Origin of the sequence: Staphylococcus sp. GDY8P67P (assembly GCF_017892545.1) — a bacterium.
Lineage (GTDB): Bacteria > Bacillota > Bacilli > Staphylococcales > Staphylococcaceae > Staphylococcus > Staphylococcus ureilyticus.
Genome location: NZ_JAESLH010000029.1, coordinates 223,783 through 241,136, shown reverse-complemented (window position 1 = coordinate 241,136; position 17,354 = coordinate 223,783). Strand labels below are relative to the sequence as shown.

The 17,354-nt window shown below is 34.2% G+C and carries 12 protein-coding genes, 1 pseudogene and 1 other annotated feature; of the genes and pseudogenes, 4 read left to right on the top strand and 9 right to left on the bottom strand.

Annotation, left to right across the window (positions count from 1 at the left end; translation table 11 throughout):
• Positions 1-154 precede the first annotated feature (154 nt).
• Both serS and hutH read right to left on the bottom strand, forming a co-directional pair.
• Positions 155-1,444 carry a serine--tRNA ligase gene (gene serS / locus KA833_RS11850; RefSeq protein WP_107520581.1) on the bottom strand — a complete coding sequence of 430 codons (1,290 nt, stop codon included), beginning with the start codon at positions 1,442-1,444 and terminating at the stop codon, positions 155-157.
• Between the two features lie 66 nt (positions 1,445-1,510).
• Positions 1,511-1,701 (bottom strand) — a binding site (T-box leader).
• A 96-nt stretch (positions 1,702-1,797) separates the two neighbouring features.
• A complete protein-coding gene (hutH, locus tag KA833_RS11845) occupies positions 1,798-3,300 on the bottom strand; it encodes a histidine ammonia-lyase (RefSeq protein WP_107520580.1) in 1,503 nt (500 codons plus the stop codon).
• Positions 3,301-3,674: 374 nt separating this feature from the next.
• On the opposite strand from hutH, the gene KA833_RS11840 reads away from it, so the two are divergent.
• Positions 3,675-4,490 carry an NAD(P)H-hydrate dehydratase gene (locus KA833_RS11840; RefSeq protein WP_371090911.1) on the top strand — a complete coding sequence of 272 codons (816 nt, stop codon included), beginning with the start codon at positions 3,675-3,677 and terminating at the stop codon, positions 4,488-4,490.
• A gap of 119 nt (positions 4,491-4,609) precedes the next feature.
• On the opposite strand, the pseudogene KA833_RS14045 reads toward KA833_RS11840, so the two are convergent.
• From KA833_RS14045 to dnaA, 7 genes and pseudogenes are all read right to left on the bottom strand, one after another.
• Positions 4,610-4,773 (bottom strand): annotated as a pseudogene (locus tag KA833_RS14045) (IS5/IS1182 family transposase); the annotation flags it as partial.
• A 314-nt stretch (positions 4,774-5,087) separates the two neighbouring features.
• Positions 5,088-7,775 carry a DNA gyrase subunit A gene (gyrA, locus tag KA833_RS11835; protein WP_204170821.1) on the bottom strand — a complete coding sequence of 896 codons (2,688 nt, stop codon included), beginning with the start codon at positions 7,773-7,775 and terminating at the stop codon, positions 5,088-5,090.
• A gap of 35 nt (positions 7,776-7,810) precedes the next feature.
• Complete coding sequence (gene gyrB / locus KA833_RS11830; protein WP_176745302.1) at positions 7,811-9,751, bottom strand: DNA topoisomerase (ATP-hydrolyzing) subunit B; 1,941 nt, start codon at positions 9,749-9,751, stop codon at positions 7,811-7,813.
• Between the two features lie 12 nt (positions 9,752-9,763).
• Entirely contained in the window at positions 9,764-10,879 is a 1,116-nt protein-coding gene (gene recF, locus KA833_RS11825) for a DNA replication/repair protein RecF (protein ID WP_046207175.1), read from the bottom strand.
• Entirely contained in the window at positions 10,876-11,109 is a 234-nt protein-coding gene (yaaA, locus tag KA833_RS11820; protein ID WP_174894798.1) for a S4 domain-containing protein YaaA, read from the bottom strand. Before yaaA ends, recF begins: the two co-directional genes overlap by 4 nt.
• A gap of 613 nt (positions 11,110-11,722) precedes the next feature.
• Positions 11,723-12,853: a DNA polymerase III subunit beta gene (gene dnaN / locus KA833_RS11815; protein ID WP_046207173.1), complete on the bottom strand. Its 1,131-nt coding sequence runs from the start codon at positions 12,851-12,853 to the stop codon at positions 11,723-11,725.
• 241 nt (positions 12,854-13,094) lie between these two features.
• The gene (dnaA, locus tag KA833_RS11810; RefSeq protein ID WP_046207172.1) at positions 13,095-14,462 is read right to left on the bottom strand and encodes a chromosomal replication initiator protein DnaA; all 1,368 of its coding nucleotides are present in this window, start codon (positions 14,460-14,462) and stop codon (positions 13,095-13,097) included.
• Between the two features lie 721 nt (positions 14,463-15,183).
• Here dnaA and rpmH point away from each other — a divergent pair.
• From rpmH to mnmE, 3 genes are all read left to right on the top strand, one after another.
• On the top strand, positions 15,184-15,321 hold the full coding sequence (rpmH, locus tag KA833_RS11805) for a 50S ribosomal protein L34 (RefSeq protein ID WP_000240855.1): 138 nt from the start codon (positions 15,184-15,186) through the stop codon (positions 15,319-15,321).
• A 145-nt stretch (positions 15,322-15,466) separates the two neighbouring features.
• A complete protein-coding gene (gene rnpA / locus KA833_RS11800) occupies positions 15,467-15,814 on the top strand; it encodes a ribonuclease P protein component (protein ID WP_046207171.1) in 348 nt (115 codons plus the stop codon).
• Between the two features lie 159 nt (positions 15,815-15,973).
• Positions 15,974-17,353 (top strand): tRNA uridine-5-carboxymethylaminomethyl(34) synthesis GTPase MnmE, encoded by a 1,380-nt coding sequence (gene mnmE / locus KA833_RS11795; protein WP_210128385.1) that lies wholly within the window; start codon positions 15,974-15,976, stop codon positions 17,351-17,353.
• The last annotated feature ends 1 nt before the right edge of the window (position 17,354 follow it).

The window sequence follows — 17,354 nt, the reverse complement described above, 5'->3', positions numbered from 1 at the left end:
GCCTTATAATTCATTATTCGTATAAAATGAGAGGTTGAGACATTCATTTATCTCAACCTCTACTTGCACTTCAGTATTAACTTGTAACCACTATTTTGAAAGTTTAATATTTAAACTATCTCAAATATCGCTGATGAATTCATTTAAACGAATTCTATTTTTCTTTAACTGGGTGTATCACTGTTTTACCACCCATATATGGTACTAACGCATCTGGAATAGTGACTGAACCATCTTCATTTTGATAGTTTTCTACGATTGCAGCAAATGTACGACCTACTGCTAAACCACTTCCATTCAATGTGTGCACTAATTCTGGTTTTGCTGTTTTCTCACGTTTAAAACGAATATTAGAACGACGTGCTTGGAAATCAGTAATATTTGAACAAGAGCTGATTTCTTTGTACTCATTATAGCTTGGTAACCATACTTCTAAGTCATACGTTTTGCTTGAGCCAAAGCCTATGTCACCTGTACATAAAATAACTCTACGATACGGTAAGCCTAACTCTTCTAAAATTGCTTCTGCATGTTCTGTCATTTCCTCTAACGCTTGCCAAGAATCTTCTGGTTTTTCAAAACGTACCATCTCTACTTTATCGAATTGATGTAATCGGATTAATCCTCTTGTATCTCTACCAGCTGAGCCCGCTTCACTACGATAACACGCTGATTGCGCAGTAAATTTAGCAGGTAAGACATCCGGACCAATAATTTCATTGCGATAATAATTTGTTAATGGTACTTCTGCTGTTGGAATTGTATATAATCCTTCTTTTTCAATTTTGAATAAATCTTCTTCAAATTTTGGTAATTGGCCAGTACCATACATTGAATCAGCATTTACTAATTGTGGTACCATCATTTCTGTGTAACCATGTTGCGTCGTATGTTTTGTAACCATATAATTCATTAATGCTCTTTCCAACTGTGCACCTTCGCCAGTTAAGAACACGAATCTTGCTCCTGCGACTTTTGCGCCTCGTTCAAAATTAGCCATTTGCAATGACTCTACTAGATCCCAATGTGCTTTTTCATCAAAATCAAATTCCCTTGGTGTGCCCCAACGCTTTAATTCGACATTATCTTCATCAGAATCGCCTTCAGGTACATCATCATGAATTGTATTTGGAATGCGAGATAATAAGTCTTCTAATTCTTTATCCACATCATTTAAATCATTGTCTAACAATTTGATGTCATCACCTAATTTTCTCATTTCTGCGATTACATCATCTGCATTTTCTTTATTCCGTTTTTTTTCAGCAATTTCACCGCTTACTTTGTTACGTTCAGCTTTCATTTCCTCAGCTTTACGAATTAATTCACGGCGTTTGTCATCAAGTGATAATACATCATCTACTACTTTTGTATCCATACCACGTTTTGCAACTTTGTCTTTTAAAAACTCTGGGTCATTACGAAATAGTTTAATGTCTAACATGTCCCTTTCCATCCTTTCAATTTCTATTTTTTTAAGAATAGAACACAAAAAAGACCACATCCCTGTACAAGGGACGTGGTCTTTACGCGTTGCCACCCTATTTAACAGTCAAAAGAGACTGCACTTTCACCAAAATAACGGTTAAACCCGGTTGTTCTCATATAGTAGGTAGATTCACATTGACCCTGATTACTTGTTCTCACTAACCACAAGCTCTCTGAAACCAGAAGTGCAACACTACTTATCCTACGAACAATAGCTTTATTTACTTGATTTCAATATAGCAAATAACCTATTACTTTTCAAGGCCAAGATTATGCAATCGCTGAATGTTCATTAAAAATTCACTCAACTTAATTAGTATAAGCTTGATCTAATAAATACTGTGAAACAGCTTCTATATCTTTATGAAATTGGCGATCTTCAGTGATAGATGGTACAACTTTTCGTAAAGCTTGATATTTTTCATAAGTTTTAGGTGATAATTTTTCGACATCTTTATATTCTACCGCTTGAAGTGCGATAATTGCTTCTATTGCTAACACACGACGTGCATTTTCAATCATTTGGTAGCCATGGCGTGAAGCAATTGTCCCCATAGAAACATGGTCTTCTTGATTAGCTGATGATGGAATAGAATCCACACTAGCAGGGTGTGCGAGTGTTTTATTTTCCGAAACAAGACTTGCAGCTGCATATTGCATAATCATCGCGCCACTCTGTAAACCCGGTTGAGGGCTTAAAAATGCTGGCAAACCATTGTTTAATTGTGGATTTACTAATCTCTCTAGACGTCTTTCCGAAACATTAGCTAATTCACTTACCCCTAACTTTAAGAAATCTAATGCAAATGCAATCGGTTGGCCATGGAAATTCCCTCCAGAAATAACCAATGTTTCATCATCTTCATCAAATATTAATGGATTGTCGTTCGCCGCATTCATTTCAAATTCAAGTTTTTCTTTTACATAATTAAACACCTGGAAGCTTGCGCCATGTATTTGTGGAATACAGCGTAATGTATAAGCATCTTGAACGCGAATTTCTCCTTGTGTCGTTGTTAATTTAGAACCTTCGAGCCAGTCTAACATGCGTGAAGCAACATCTATCTGTTCTGGAAAATTTCGAGCGTGATGCACTTTTTCATGATATGCATCCGTAATGCCATTTAAAGCTTGATGTGTTAATGCAGCAATCCACTCTGCTTGGTAACCAATATCTTCCGCTTCTATATAATTAATTACACCTTGTGCAGTCATAGCTTGCGTACCATTAATTAAAGCTAGACCTTCTTTAGCCTGTAAGCTCAAAGGTTCACGATTTAATAAATTTAAGACATACCGACTGTCTTCTTCTTCACCTTTATAATAGACATTACCTTCTCCAATCAACGCCAAAGCTAAATGTGAAAGTGGTGCTAAGTCACCCGATGCACCAAGAGACCCTTGTTGTGGAATAACTGGAATAATTCTGTTGTTAATAAAATATATGATTTGATCTACTAAATCAATTGTCACACCAGAATGACCTTTTAACAATGTGTTTAGACGTAAAACCATCATCACTAACGCGACATCTTGTGAAAAAGGTTTCCCGATACCACATGCATGTGAACGAATTAAATTGACTTGTAATTGATTGTATTCTCCCTCATCAATACGTACATCACTGAATAAGCCAAATCCAGTCGTTATACCATAAATTGTTTCTTTATCATCTATAATCTTTTCTACTGTTACACGGCTCTGTTTTACACGTTCATAAGCATCCTCTGTTACTTTTACATCATCACTTTGATATAAAAAATCTTTAATTGCATTTATTGTTAAATTTTCACCATTAAGCTGTAATGTCATTTCCCCATCTCCTTACTTCTGATGATTTTCAATTAATTAGAGTATACGCTTCCATATTTTTAAGAACAATAGGTTCATCCATATCCGTAACATGGTATTAAATTAGTATTTTACTAAGATAAAGATGGCAAATTTATTATTTCTAAAAATAAACAAATTCTTAATGCTTTTACCTATTGACTAAAATGCAAACCAGGTATAATATTTTCTATTGTATTTAAAAAATAAATTAAAAATAGCAACAGAGAAAAGCTTTCATAATGCTTATAAACACACAATTTTTCTCAGAAAGCACAAAATTACAAATCAACAATATAATGATCAAATATACAAATTAAAAGTTGAAATAACTAATAGAATTAAAGGGGGTTTCAATGTTGGAAACAATTTCATCAGTAAGCATTCCAAAACGTAAAGATGAAACGCATAAAGGTGATTATGGCAAAATTCTTTTAATTGGAGGAAATGCGAATCTAGGTGGGGCAATCATGCTTGCTGCACGCGCTTGTGTCTATAGTGGTAGTGGCTTAATTACAGTAGCTACACATCCAACAAATCATGCAGCACTACACTCACGTTGCCCTGAAGCAATGGTGATTGATATCAACGATACTAAAATGCTCACTAAAATGATTGAAAATACAGATTGTATCTTAATTGGTCCTGGATTAGGATGTGATTTCAAAGGAAATAATGCTATCACGTTCTTATTACAAAACATTCAACCACATCAAACGCTTATAGTGGATGGAGATGCTATTACTATATTTAGTAAATTAAAACCAGATATTCCAACTTGCAATGTTATTTTCACACCACATCAAAAAGAGTGGGAACGCTTAAGTGGGATCGCAATAGAAGAACAAACATATGAACGTAATCGCGAAGCTGCTGATAGAATTGGGGCAACAATTGTATTAAAAATGCATGGCACTGAAATCTATTTCAAAGATGAGGATTACAAACTGCCAATCGGCACGCCTGCGATGGCAACAGGTGGCATGGGGGATACACTTGCTGGTATGATTACAAGTTTTGTAGGTCAATTCGACGACACGAAAGAAGCGGTTACGAGTGCCACTTATACACATAGTTATATCGGTGAAGAACTATCAAACAAAATGTATGTAGTCCCACCTTCCCATTTAATTAGTGAAATCCCATATGCTATGAAAGCATTGGAAAGTTAAATCAACATCGGTGATAAAAATTTTTAAAACCAAAATAAAATGTATCTGAGACATAAAATGCTTAGACAAATGAAAAGGCAATTTCTATTGAAATCATATAGAAATTGCCTTTTTCAATTGGGGTGATATGATGTTGCACTACGTGATGTTTAAATGCATCGAATACATTTTCAGGGATTGTTTCAACGATTTCATTCACATATCGTGACATATCATTTGTGGGATACTGATCTTAAGTTTCTATTGGTAGTATATGTTGAGTCAAGTTATCATCTTTATATATATGCCTCTCGTTAATTTAATAGTGCTGATTAAATTATACGTAAAGGCTTTTTGGAATAACAAAATATAAATTGTACCGATTTTGTAATGTGCTGACACCCGAGGGAATCTTATGAGTGAGAGACTATAGGCTCGCACCATGCCCTAGGCAAGCATGTACAGTCAATCGTCAGACTTTAAATATAAAGAGGGTCAATCCATATTAAGGATTGACCCTCTTATATTTTGAGAATGGGAATTTATGTCCCAAACTCACTTGTGTATTTAAATGTTTCAATTTTGAATACAGCTATTGATTACTGCTAAAAATTGAGATTATTCGTCGTCTTCGTTTTCAGTTTCTTCATTATCACTATTATCAATATCTTCATTGATACGGTCCATAAAGTCTTTTCTCACTTCTTGACGACCATCTTCATCTGAATCTTCTTCAACTTCGGTATGCACAATGCCTTCTGATAGTTCATCTGATACTACAGATTCTGATTGTTGATTGTCACTTGTAGCGCCTTCAATTTGTTCATTATCTGCTTCTTGTAGTTCAATTTCTTCAGCTTCTTTTTCTTCTTCATCTACTTTAGCAACAGTAGAAACAAATTGATCATCGTTTAATTTAATCAATCTCACACCTTGAGCTGCACGTCCATTTTGTGAAATATCTTCAACGCCTATGCGGATAATTACACCGGCATTTGTAACAATCATCAAGTCTTCTTTACCTTCAACGGATGTGATACATACCACTTGACCGTTACGTTCTGTAATCGTAGCAGTCTTAATACCTTTACCACCACGGTTAGATAAACGATATTCGCTAACTGGCGTACGCTTACCGTAACCATTTTCAGTCACAACTAGAATTTCATCATCTGTTTCTGCTTTAGTAACATCTAATCCGACGACTTTGTCGCCTTCTCTTAATGTAATACCTTTAACACCGGCAGCTGTACGACCTAAAGGACGTAGTGCCGACTCATTAAAGCGGATTAAAGAACCGTGAGCTGTACCGATTAATATATCATCTTCACCATCTGTTAAACGCACAGCTATCAATTCGTCATCTTCTTTGAAACCAATCGCAATCTTACCATTTTTGTTAATATGTGAGAAGTTACGTAATGCTGAACGTTTAACGATACCATTTAACGTTGCAAATACTAAGTAATCTTCTTCGCTTTCTAAATCTTTGACGGCGATCATTGTACTAATTGTTTCATCATTATCTAGTTCAATCGCATTGACTACTGGTATACCTTTAGACTGACGGGAGAGTTCCGGCACTTCATATCCTTTAAGTTTATACACTCTACCTTTATTCGTGAAGAATAAGACATGATCATGCGTACTCAACGTAACAAGTTGACTTACAAAATCTTCTTCTAAGGTCTGCATACCTTGTACACCACGACCACCACGATGTTGCGCTCTATATGTTGAAACGGGGAGGCGTTTAATATAGTTATTGTGACTTAATGTAATGACGATTTGTTCTTCTGGTATTAGGTCTTCGTCTTCAATGTGGTCGAGACCGCCCATTTGAATTTCTGTTTTACGTTCGTCTCCATAGCGTTCACGAACATCAATTAACTCATCACGAACAAGTTGTAATAGTTTTTCTTCGTCTGCAAGAATCGCTTTTAATTCTTCTATATATGCAATTAATTCATTATATTCAGATTCAATTTTATCTCTTTCTAAACCTGTTAAACGTCTTAATCGCATATCAAGGATGGCTTGCGCTTGTCGTTCAGTAAGTTTAAATTGTTCTTGCAAGCTTGCCATTGCAACTTTATCTGTTTCAGATTCACGAATCACACGAATAATTTCATCAATGTGGTCTAGTGCGATTCTTAATCCTTCTAAAATATGTGCACGGTCTTGTGCCTTTTTCAAGTTGTATTCCGTTCTTCTTCTTACGACTATCTTTTGATGTTCAAGATATTCAACTAATGCTTCTTTGAGGTTGATCAATCTCGGTCTACCATCAACTAAAGCAATCATATTAACACCAAATGATGTTTGTAATGGTGTTTGTTTATATAAGTTATTTAATACAACACTAGCGTTGGCATCTTTACGTATATCAATCACAACACGTACACCAGTACGTAAACTTGTTTCGTCACGTAAATCTGTAATGCCGTCAATTTTTTTATCACGTGCCAATTCGGCAATTTTTTCAATCATGCGTGCTTTATTTACTTGATACGGAACCTCAGTAACAACAATACGTTGACGACCGCCGCCACGTTCTTCAATTTCAGCTCTTGCTCTCATTTGAACTGAACCGCGTCCAGTTTCAAATGCACGGCGTATGCCACTTCTACCAAGAATAATCCCTGCTGTAGGGAAGTCTGGCCCTTGGACATCTTCCATTAATTCTGAAATCGTAATGTCTGGATTATGACTTAAACTTAATACACCATTAATCACTTCAGTCAAGTTATGTGGCGGTATATTAGTAGCCATACCTACTGCGATACCTGATGCACCATTTACGAGTAAATTTGGAAATCTTGATGGTAAGACTGCCGGCTCTCTTTCATTGCCGTCATAGTTATCAACAAAATCAATCGTATCTTTGTTAATATCTCTCAACATTTCGAGTGTGATTTTAGACATACGCGCTTCTGTATAACGCATCGCCGCTGCTCCATCACCATCCATAGAACCAAAGTTACCTTGGCCATCAATTAAAGGATATCGATAGCTGAAGTCCTGCGCCATTCTAACCATAGCTTCGTAAATCGAGTAGTCACCGTGAGGGTGATATTTACCCATAACGTCCCCAACAATACGCGCAGATTTCTTATATGATTTATCAGGTGTCATGCCTTGTTCGTGTAAGCCGTATAATATACGTCGATGTACTGGTTTTAAACCATCTCTAACATCTGGTAGCGCACGTGAAACGATAACGCTCATCGCATAATCTAGGAACGATTCACGCATCTCATTCGTTATATTTCGTTCATTTATTCTTGATTCAGGTAATTCAGCCATCAAGATATCCTCCTTCAAAAATTCAGTTCATTGTCTTAGAAATCTAAGTTTGCATAGACTGCATTATCTTCAATAAACTGTCTACGGTTCTCAACAACATCGCCCATTAACATTTCAAAAACTTGGTCAGCTTCAATCGCATCCTCCAATGATACTTGTAACATAGCTCTATTTTCAGGATTCATAGTAGTTTCCCATAATTGGTCAGCATTCATTTCACCAAGACCTTTGTAACGTGCAATAGACCATTTTGGACTTGGATCTAATTGAGCTTTAAGTTTTTCTAGTTCACGTTCGTTAAACACATAGTATTTCTGTTTACCTTGTGTCAACTTGAATAATGGTGGCTGTGCAATATAAACATAGCCCGCTTCAATTAACGGTCTCATAAAACGATAGAAGAATGTTAATAATAATGTTCTAATATGTGCACCATCAACATCGGCATCTGTCATAAGGATAATCTTGTGATAGCGTGCCTTACTTAAATCAAATTCTCCACCAATACCAGTACCAAAAGCAGTAATCATAGAACGTATTTCATTATTATTTAAAATTCTATCTAAACGTGCTTTTTCAACGTTCAATATCTTACCACGTAAAGGTAAGATGGCTTGCGTTTCTGAGTCACGTCCAGATTTTGTAGACCCCCCGGCAGAGTCACCTTCGACGATGAAAATTTCACTACGAGAAGGGTCTTTACTAGAACAATCAGCCAGTTTTCCTGGTAAACTAGAAACTTCTAATGCGGATTTACGACGTGTCACTTCACGCGCTTTTTTAGCTGCAAGACGTGCTTGTGAAGCCATAATTCCTTTTTCTACGATTGTTCGACCTACTTGTGGATTTTCATATAAAAAGCGTTCAAATAACTCAGAGAATATACGATCAACAACTTGACGTACTTCGGAATTACCTAATTTCGTTTTAGTTTGTCCTTCGAATTGTGGATCACCATGTTTGATTGAAACAATAGCTGTTAAACCTTCACGTGTATCTTCACCTGAAAGTCTTTCTTTATCTTCCTTCATAATTTTACTGTTAAGACCATAGCTATTTAACACACGTGAGAGCGCTCGTTTAAAGCCTTCTTCATGAGTCCCACCTTCATAAGTGTGTATATTATTTGCGTATGTTAAAAGATTCGTAGCATAACCTTTATTGTATTGAAGCGCTATTTCAACTTCAATATCATCTTTGGATTGATGTACATAAATCGGTTCTTCATGAATAGGTTCTTTATTTTCATTTAACATTTCAACGTAAGATTTTATACCACCTTCATAGTGATACGTATCTTCACGAACCTCTTCTTCTCTTTCATCTCTTAAAGTAATTGAAATACCTTTATTTAAAAATGCTAGTTCTCTGATACGTTGTTGCAATACTTCATAATTGTATGTTGTTGTTTCAGTGAATATCTCAGGATCAGCTTTAAAACGAATCGCAGTACCAGTAGAACCAGTACTCTCATTGGTTTTACCAATGATTTTCAAATCAAACTGAGGGATACCTTTTTTGTATGCTTGGTGATATATATTTTCATCTTTATATACATATACTTCCAAATCTTCCGATAAAGCATTTACAACAGAAGACCCCACACCATGGAGACCACCAGAGACTTTATAACCGCCTCCACCGAATTTACCACCGGCATGTAGTACAGTTAGAATAACCTCAACGGCAGGACGTCCCATTTTCTCTTGTATACCAACAGGGATACCACGGCCGTTATCTGTTACTTTTATCCAATTATCTTCTTCAATAATAACTTCGATTTGGTCAGCATAACCAGCAAGTGCTTCGTCAATACTGTTATCAACAATTTCCCAAACTAAGTGATGCAGCCCTCTTTCTGAAGTTGAGCCTATATACATACCTGGTCTTTTACGAACCGCTTCTAGACCTTCTAATACCTGAATCTGACCAGCACCATAATCTTCCGTGTTGTTCACATCTGACAATGCTTCCACCTTCACTTTCCGTTACTTTATAATTTCGCCATTATTAATGCGATAAAGTTTAGCGTTTTTCATAATTTCATGATCAATGCCATCAACTGATGTTGTCGTCACAAATGTTTGTACTTTATGTTGAATTGTGCTCAATAAATGAGACTGACGTGAATCATCTAATTCACTTAACACATCATCTAGCAATAAAATGGGGTACTCGCCTACTTCAATATTCATCAGTTCAATTTCTGCAAGTTTGATTGATAACGCAGTCGTTCTTTGCTGTCCTTGCGAACCGTAAGTTTGAGCATCCATACCATTTACGTTGAAACCTAAATCATCTCTGTGAGGGCCAAACAAACAGACACCTCTATCTTTTTCACGCTCTTTGTTATCATCTAGTAAAGTTAAGACTTCCTCTAAGCGTTCCGTCTCACTTTTTTCTTCAGCATCTAATTTGATACTAGGAAGGTACTTTAATGACAGTGTTTCATTCTCATCCGTAATACCAGAATGAATAGGTTTGGCTAATGATTCTAGTTCTTTAATAAAATGTTCACGTCTTAATGTAACTTTGAGTGCATATGCTGCAAATTGTTGGTTTAAGACGTCAAGCATAGTGCTATCAGTCTTTTGACCATATTGCAATTGCTTCAAATAATTATTCTTTTGTTTTAAAATTCTTTGATATTGAGACAAATCGTTTAAGTAAACAGCTGAAATTTGTCCAAGTTCCATATCTATAAATCTACGTCTTATTTGAGGTGCCCCTTTGACAATGTTTAAATCTTCAGGTGCAAACAAGACAACGTTTAAGTGGCCTATATACTGTGTTAGCCTACTTTGTTCTAAGTGATTGATTTTAACCTGTTTACCCTTTTTAGTTATAAACATCGTTAAAGGCATTTCTCCATATCTATAACTGAGTTCACCCTCTATTTTAGCATAGTCTCGATCAAAACGTATGAGTTCTTTATCATTTGATGTTCTGTGACTTTTGGCTAATGCTAATGTATAAATAGATTCTAATAAATTAGTCTTCCCTTGCGCATTTTCACCAATCAATATATTGACTTCAGGGTGACAATTTAGGGTAATTGACTCATAGTTACGATAATTGTCTAGCTGGAGTGTCTTTAGTTTCATTCTTCACCTTGATGTATAATCAAAAATGAACCGACTTCTGGTATAACGATGTTATCTTGATGGTTTAATTTTTTACCACGACGTATTTCGCGCTCACCATTGATCATTACTTCAAAATCTTGCAGGAACCATTTCGCTTGACCACCAGATTCAATAATACCTTCTGTCTTTAGAAATTGCCCTAAAGTAATGTCTCCATCAACAATTACTTCTTCAACCAAATCAATCACTCCATTCCTTTTAAACTCATCTATATATTATACCTTTTTTCGAGAAAAATTTCATGCAAAATGCAGATGGAAAGCGTTTTCTTATGTATGATTTTTACTATTTTTGAAAATTATTTATAAAGGTACTTTTAACAATGTAATACTCATATATTATAACAAACTTTTATTCGTATTATTCTATTTCTTTTAAAAATATTCTAACTAAATAATTATTTATTAATGTTTTTAACTACGCAATACTTCATAAAAGTATTTTTATATAAAGCGAATGGCTAATATTGTGATTTTGAATTTTAAAGACTTTCTCAGCTTAATTATTAATTTTAGGTATCATAAGTCTAAAAAAGTTTAAGTTGCTTATATTTAAGCTCTAAGTAGCTTGTACGTATCTTTGAATATTTATTATTAATATATCTTTATCAATATACACGTTTCATTTTATGAAATTACTTCTAAAAAAAAGAGTGAGACAATGATTTAAATGTGACAGAGTTTAAGACAAGATAAAATTCTGACCTTTTCTACTTAAGTTGTCTCACTATGCTTTAAATATCCATATTATAAAAACCCGAGACATCAATTTGTCTCAGGTTCTATCTCTTTAAACAAAAGTTTAATATGTTCTGATTGGTAAAATTAATTGTGTAACTGAATCATCATCTTTTGGTTTTAAAATAAATGGTTTCATCGTACCAAAGAACTCAACTTCCACTTCATCGTTATCGATTGCTTTTAGTGCATCCATCATATACTTAGAGTTGAATGAAATTTTTAAATTGCCACCATCAACGTTATCCGCTTTTACTTCTTCTTTTACAGTACCGATTTCTGGTGATGTAGAGGATAATTCAACTAATTCATTACCTGTACTTAATTTAATAACATTGTTTCCACCTTCACGTGCTAATAGAGAGGCACGATCAATAGCATGATAGAAATCTCCGTTATCGATGCCTATTTTAATTTCATAGTTTTCTGGGAATAAACGTGAAGTATCTGGATAGTGACCTTCTAAGAGACGTGATATAAAGTTTATATTTCCGACTTTAAATAGCACTTGGTTTGAAGCAAAGAAAATATCGATATCTTCTTCACTATCTGACATAATTTTATTTAATTCTGCTAAAGCTTTACCTGGAATAATGACATTTTTATTTTCAGATTCATCTTCTAAAGCTACTTTTCGCACAGCTAAGCGGTGTGAGTCAGTCGCTGTGCATATTAATTCATTATCCTGTATAAGCCAGTTAACACCAGTGAGTACTGGACGTGTTTCTGAGGTGGACACTGCGAAATTTGTTTGTGCTATCACGTTTTTAAGGACTTTTACAGATAATTGAATCGCATCATCACGTGAAACTTGTGGTAATAAAGGATATTGATCTGGATCTAAACCACTTAAATTAAATTCTGAATGTCCAGAAGTTATTAAAGTTTGGAATTGTTCATTTGTTGATAATTTAACTTCTTTTCCTGGTAGTTTTTTAATAATATCTACAAAGAAACGACCAGGGAGTACAACTGAACCAGTTTCTGCAACTTCAATAATATCTTCTCCATCTACTTGTTTAGGAATTGTAATTTCTATTGAGATTTCTGAATCTGAACCAGTAAGTATGACTTCATTGTTTTTAACTTCAATTTTTATACCCGTTAGTATCGGTAATGTAGTTCTTGGGGAGATTGCTTTTAATGTGTCATTTAATTGATTTATAAAATAATCTCTTCTAATTGTAAATTCCATTTTTAAACTCCTTCCAGTCGTTTATATAATAATTATATAGGTTTTAAACCCGTAGTAATAGTAGTAGGGCTTGTGGATTAGGGGATAACTCAAATTAATACAATCATGTCATTGTTTGACGACTGTGGATAACTTGTGCACAGTGTGTACTACTTTTGCACATTGTCCACAAAGTTAAAAAAATAAGTTATTTTGTTATACCTCTAAATTGATTCATTAATCTGTTATAGTACAGATTGTTTTATTGGTTTCTAATTTCTTTTTCAAGATTTTCGACTTCTTGTTTAAATGTCGGATCATTATTGATATCCTTCACAATTTTTTCATGTGCATGAATAACAGTAGTATGATCACGTCCACCAAACTCTTCCCCGATTTTAGGTAGTGAGAAGTCGGTTAATTCACGTGATAAATACATTGCAATTTGACGTGGATATGCAATTGATTTTGTACGTTTTTTGGCACTAAAGTCTTCTATTCTCACACTATAGTATTCTCCAACAACTTTTTGGATATCTTGTATAGTAATTTTTTTAGATTTAGGTGCTTGGATGATATCTTTTAGCGCAGCTGCTGTTAATTCAGTTGTGATCGGTTGTCCTTGTAATTTTGAAAAGGCTAATACGCGATTAAGTGCACCTTCAAGTTCACGTATATTAGATTGTATTTGATTAGCGATATACGTCAGGGCTTCAGTAGGAATATTTATATTTTCTTCACCAATTTTTTTCTGTAAAATTGCCATTCTTGTTTCGTAATCCGGTGGAGTAATGTCTACTATTAATCCCCATTCAAAGCGAGAACGTAATCTGTCTTCTAATTTAGCAATTTCTTTAGGTGGTCTATCACTAGAAATAACAATTTGTTTATTCGCTTGATGTAAATCATTAAATGTGTGGAAAAATTCTTCTTGAGTTTGCTCTTTGTTTTGAATAAATTGTATATCATCTATTAAGAGCACATCGATATTACGATATTTTTCTCTAAAACGTTCAGTTTTATTGTCTCGGATAGATTTAATGAATTCATTAGTAAATTTTTCACTAGATGTATAGATTACTTTGGCATCTGGATTATTATCTAATACATAATGGCCAATAGCGTGCATTAGATGGGTTTTACCTAATCCCACACCACCATATATAAATAATGGGTTATATGCTTGGGCTGGTGCTTCAGCTACAGCTAAACTTGCAGCATGTGGGAATCTGTTTCCGGGGCCGATGACGAATGTTTCAAATGTATTATTGATATTGAATTGTTCATCACCCATTTTTGCTACATCCACTGTATCAAGATCTATCTCTTTTTCATCAGTACTCTGATTAGCATCTTGCTTTTTTTCAGATTTTAAACTTTCTAATTCATCTTCAGAGTAAAATACTGGCGTAATTTCATGACCAATAGCTTCATATAATGCAGATTGTACGATTTCAACATAATGTGTCTTTAACCAATTAGCTACAAAGGGATCGTCAATGACTACAATAGCTTCATCATTTTGCAACGAATAAAGTTTTGTATCTTTCAAAAAAGTTTGATAGCTAGGATAGCTGACTTTTTCTTGAGCTAAAGTTAAAACGTTTTCCCAAATTTCTTGTTCTGACATAATAGCAAACTCCAACTTTCTATATTTTAAAAGTTATACACAGAAATAACATGTGTGAATAAACATAATCACAAGCTGTTAATAATTATCCACAAGTTACACACATTCAGTGGATAACTCACAGTGAATTATAAGTTATACACAACCATTTAGGATATATTTTTATAAATTAATCCCTTATTTATCAATATTTACATAACTTATCCACACAATTATACTTTTTAACAAACACCTCTGTCAAATGGATGTGAATATGTTGTTAAATCGTCAATAAACCTGTGTATAGATGGAATATTATCCACAAAATAAGCGTGTATATCTGTGAATAAGTGGATAACTTACAAGAATGAATAGTATATCAAAAAATAACCAATTTGTGGTTTTGGGAAATAATTTATAAAAGTGTATGAAATTTGTATAATTGAAAAATCGATAGATTTGAAGCGAAAAATATTTATATGCTAAGGTGAATCTACTATATTAATAGATGTATTTATCAATACAGTTTTAAAGTATCAAGTGCTGATTTGTATTATTAGCCAGATGAAAATATGCTTGAAATTGATGCTTGCTTTATAAAAAAGATTTTGTTATATTGTAGTAGTTGCTTGAATTATGACTAGAAATTAATAATATTAAATCAAGACTTGAAGCAAAAAGCTTATATTAATTTATCTATTATAATAATTAGATAACCGAATACAGATGGAGGTGTTTTTGCATGGTAAAACGTACTTATCAACCAAATAAACGTAAACATAGTAAAGTTCATGGTTTCAGAAAACGCATGAGCACAAAAAACGGTCGTAAAGTTTTAGCGCGTCGTCGTCGTAAAGGCCGTAAGGTATTATCAGCATAAGATCACTGACTCATCAGTGGTCTTTTTTTTGGTTTAAAATAACGTAAATTAATAGCAAAATTATTGTTATTATTAAAAATTCAATACATGTTATGGCTTGATATATAATAATGAATGTAATGAAAAGATAAGCGAGTGATGTTTCGTGGAGAAAGCATACCGAATTAAAAAGAACAGTGATTTTCAATTTATATACAAAAAAGGAAAATCAGTAGCAAATCGTCAATTTGTAGTCTATACGAAACCTAATAAAGAACTAGAACACTTTAGACTGGGTATTAGTGTTTCTAAAAAATTAGGTAATGCTGTTGTTAGAAATAAAATTAAGCGTGCTATTCGTGAAAGCTTCAAGGTGCATAAGCAAAATATATTACCAATGGAAATTATTGTCATAGCTAGGCAGCCAGCTAAAGATATGGATACTCTTCAAATCCAAGCAAGTTTAGAACATGTTTTAAAAATCGCTAAAGTTTTTAATAAACGAATTAAATAGGGTAGGGAGATTGAATATTTAAGACTTACGTCAGTCTTACCTCAGACAACCCTTAGACTAACTTATTAGATTTTTTAAACAAGATGTTAGCTTTTTAATCCAAAACTATTTACAATATTATAATGATAAATTTTAGAATAAAAGGAGGCGAGATGGATGATGGATTTAGATACGATAACGAGTATATCCACACCTATGGGTGAAGGTGCTATCGGTATTGTACGTTTGTCAGGTGTTGACGCAGTAAATATTGCAGACAAATTATATAGAGGGAAGGAACCATTAGAACATGTACCTTCTCATACAATAAATTATGGGCATATTGTTGACCCTGAGACAAATGAAGTGGTCGAAGAAGTAATGGTGTCTGTCTTACGTGCACCGAAAACATTTACTAGAGAAGATATCGTTGAAATTAATTGTCATGGTGGTATTTTAACCATCAACAGGGTATTAGAGTTGACGATGACACACGGTGCTAGAATGGCAGATCCTGGTGAATATACAAAACGTGCGTTTTTAAATGGGCGTATTGATTTATCTCAAGCCGAAGCGGTGATGGATTTTATTCGTTCTAAAACCGATCGTGCATCTAAAGTTGCAATGAATCAAATTGAAGGTCGTTTAAGTGATATGATTAAGCGACAGCGACAATCCATTCTCGAAATCCTTGCACAAGTAGAAGTTAATATAGATTATCCAGAATATGATGATGTGGAAGATGCCACAACAGAAGTATTATTAGAAAAATCGAATCAAATTAAGTCAGAAATTAGTAAGTTATTAGATACAGGTACACAAGGGAAGATAATGAGAGAAGGTTTGGCAACGGTCATAGTTGGTAAGCCTAATGTTGGTAAGTCATCCATGCTAAATAACCTGATCCAAGACAACAAGGCGATTGTAACAGAGGTACCTGGTACGACTCGAGATACTTTAGAAGAGTATGTAAACGTCCGCGGTGTACCTTTAAGGTTAGTAGATACTGCTGGCATACGTGAAACAGAAGATATCGTTGAGCGTATTGGTGTAGAGCGTTCACGCAAAGCTTTAGGTGAAGCGGATTTAATCTTGTTTGTGTTAAATTACAACGAACCTTTAACAGAAGAAGATCGCAAGCTATATGAAGTTATTAAAAACGAAGATGCCATTGTCATAATTAACAAGATGGATTTAGACAAACGATTAGATATTTCAGAAGTTAAAGAAATGGTTGGAGATATGCCAATCATTCAAACATCAATGCTAAAACAAGAAGGTATTGATCAGTTAGAGATACAAATTAGAGATTTGTTCTTTGCAGGAGATGTCCAAAATCAGGATATGACATATGTATCGAATTCAAGACATATTTCATTGTTAAAACAGGCGAGAAATTCAATTCAAGACGCTATAGATGCTGCAGAAGCTGGTGTGCCAATGGATATGGTTCAAATAGACTTAACGAGAACTTGGGAAATTTTAGGTGAAATTATCGGAGAATCCGCAAGTGAAGAATTGATAAATCAGTTATTTAGTCAATTCTGTCTAGGGAAATAAA

What these genes read in the sequence shown, in the direction of transcription:
- dnaN (WP_046207173.1), bottom strand. Translation starts at nt 12,853, where the DNA reads ATGGAATTTACAATTAGAAGAGATTATTTTATAAATCAATTAAATGAC.
- rpmH (WP_000240855.1), top strand. Translation starts at nt 15,184, where the DNA reads ATGGTAAAACGTACTTATCAACCAAATAAACGTAAACATAGTAAAGTT.
- gyrA (WP_204170821.1), bottom strand. Translation starts at nt 7,775, where the DNA reads ATGGCTGAATTACCTGAATCAAGAATAAATGAACGAAATATAACGAAT.
- dnaA (WP_046207172.1), bottom strand. Translation starts at nt 14,462, where the DNA reads ATGTCAGAACAAGAAATTTGGGAAAACGTTTTAACTTTAGCTCAAGAA.
- serS (WP_107520581.1), bottom strand. Translation starts at nt 1,444, where the DNA reads ATGTTAGACATTAAACTATTTCGTAATGACCCAGAGTTTTTAAAAGAC.
- recF (WP_046207175.1), bottom strand. Translation starts at nt 10,879, where the DNA reads ATGAAACTAAAGACACTCCAGCTAGACAATTATCGTAACTATGAGTCA.
- hutH (WP_107520580.1), bottom strand. Translation starts at nt 3,300, where the DNA reads ATGACATTACAGCTTAATGGTGAAAATTTAACAATAAATGCAATTAAA.
- mnmE (WP_210128385.1), top strand. Translation starts at nt 15,974, where the DNA reads ATGGATTTAGATACGATAACGAGTATATCCACACCTATGGGTGAAGGT.
- KA833_RS11840 (WP_371090911.1), top strand. Translation starts at nt 3,675, where the DNA reads ATGTTGGAAACAATTTCATCAGTAAGCATTCCAAAACGTAAAGATGAA.